General features: G+C 77.3%; 2 protein-coding genes. Both read right to left on the reverse strand.

The genetic code is table 11. The features are described 5' to 3' along the window. Positions 1 to 486 (reverse strand): ABC transporter (locus M8J73_RS29570; RefSeq protein WP_249829288.1); only part of this gene is annotated, 486 nt, incomplete at its 3' end. Next, the coding region (locus M8J73_RS29575; protein WP_249829289.1) for an ABC transporter permease at positions 483 to 1592 on the reverse strand (1110 nt) is incomplete at its 5' end. The genes M8J73_RS29575 and M8J73_RS29570, both read right to left, overlap by 4 nt.

Genomic DNA, 1592 nt, shown 5'->3' on the forward strand with positions numbered 1-1592 from the left:
CAGCGCGGCGGCGACCGCCGGGCCCGGCAGCCGGACCGCGCTGAACCGGACCGCCGCCCCGGCGAGCGCCAGCGCCAGCCCGGACAGCGCCGCGGCCTCGACCGTGAGGGCCCCGGCTGGCAGCGCGGCCCAGGATTCGGCGTCGGCGCCCGCCCGTACGACGCCGAGGACCGCCGCCCACCAGACCGCGCCCGCGAGACCGACCACCGCCACCCTCAACGTCTGCCTCAGCGGGCGCGGCACGGGAACGGCCCCGGTGGTGTGCCGGGCCGGATCGTCCAGCGCGAACGCCGTGCCGACAGCCCCGCACAGGGCCGCCGCCCGCACCATGTTGGCCAGAACCGCCGCCGGGAGGTCCAGCGAGAACAGCGCCGGTACGACGGCGACGACCACCCCCAGCGCCCAGCCGCCCGCGAGCAGCCGCCACGGCAGGGACCGCACCGTGGGCCGCGTCAGGGCCGCCACCACCGCCGCCCGCCGCCTCACGCGCACATCCATTCCCGGTCGGCGGCCGTCTCTGCCGGTGCGGTGACGCCCAGCAGGGCGGCCGCGCGGTCGGTGGTCGTACCGGCGGCGGACAGCTCCGCCCAGTGCGCCCGCACCGCGCGTCCCACCCGCTCCTGCGGCACAGCGAGCAGCCGCTCGACGACGGCGAGTTCGCGGTCCCGCAGGGCGACCGCAGTGACCGGCGCCTGGATCACACCGGGGCTGTTGTAGGCGTCGCCGGTCCGGTGGAACAGGGCCTCGCCGTCGCGGGTCGCGCGGATAGCCAGCCACACCATGAGCACGCCCCGCGCGTCGCAGTACGCCCCCTCGCTCCGCTCGTGCCCGACGACCAGCCCCCGGGCGACACTCACCGCGAACTCCAGTTCGCGTTCCCCGCCCCAGGCCGTGCTCGCCGTCACCTCGCCGGGTGCGGCAGGCAACGGCTCCCGCACACCCGACGGCCCGTCGAGGGCGTTCACCTTCTGCCGTACGGTCAGCGCCTGTTCCGCGCCCGCACCGCCCGCCAGCGACCGCACGCGGTCCGTGACCCGGGCCCACTCGTCGATCCAGGGCGTGAACTCGGGGAAGGCGCAGTACGTCGTCGGCCCGCGCCGCTCGCAGTCCTGCGTCTCGGCCGGGTCCCGGGTCGCCACCTCGCGCGCCTCGCGCACCGCGTCCGTGGGTGCCGTGCCCTGGAGCACGACGGCGGCCACGACCGCTCCGAGTGCCGTGAGCGCGGTGACCCGTACGGCCCTGGTCGGGCCGCCGCTCGCCCGGACCGCGCCCGCCGCCGCGAGCACCGCGAGCGCCAGCAGGTACAGGGCGTGCCACCCGGCGGGCCGGCCCAGCAGGGCGGACGGCAGCGGCCGGGCGCCCTCGTCGAAGAGGACGGGCGCAAGGCCGCGCAGCCAGGCGGGGCTGCTGGAGTCGGCCACGAAGACGAAGGCGGCGGTGATGACGGCGACCGCGGCGAGCGGGGCCACGAACGACGACCGGATCAGCCGGCCCAGCAGGACACCCAGGACGGCGAGCAGCAGGATCAGCAGCGGCCCGGTCACCAGTTCGAACACCGAGCCGTGGCCGACCGCACCGGGTTTCAGCGCCTC

Source organism: Streptomyces neyagawaensis, from assembly GCF_023516595.1.
Classification (GTDB): Bacteria; Actinomycetota; Actinomycetes; order Streptomycetales; family Streptomycetaceae; genus Streptomyces; species Streptomyces neyagawaensis.